Raw genomic sequence first — 322 nt, 5'->3', positions numbered from 1 at the left:
TTCGCCGCGAACCAGGCCTGGGCCAACATCGCCGCACTGGCCTTCAACCTGGTTTCCTGGCTCCAGCTCGCTGCCCTCCCGGGCGGCCACCATGCCAAGGCCTGGGACATCAAACGCTGGCGCTACCGGCTCTTCGCGACCGCCGGGAAAATCATCACCCGCGCCCGCCGCCACCAGCTCCTGCTCCCGGAATCAGCCCCGGAACAGGACCTCCTGAAACTTCTCCTGGCGAACAACGCCCGGCTCAACAAAGGGCTTGTTCCTTCTACCGGCTGATCGTGGACCTCATCCTGTCCCAACGAACAGCACGATCACCGGAAGT

General features: G+C 64.3%; 1 protein-coding gene. It reads left to right on the top strand.

All coding sequences use genetic code 11. The annotated features are described in order from the left end of the window. The coding region (locus tag QCD75_RS22015; protein WP_301231648.1) for a transposase at positions 1-276 on the top strand (276 nt) is incomplete at its 5' end. Between the last annotated feature and the right edge of the window lie 46 nt (positions 277-322).

Origin of the sequence: Arthrobacter sp. PsM3 (assembly GCF_030433895.1) — a bacterium.
GTDB lineage: Bacteria > Actinomycetota > Actinomycetes > Actinomycetales > Micrococcaceae > Arthrobacter.
Note: the sequence above shows the minus strand (reverse complement) of the source record. Positions and strands in the feature narration are given on the sequence as shown.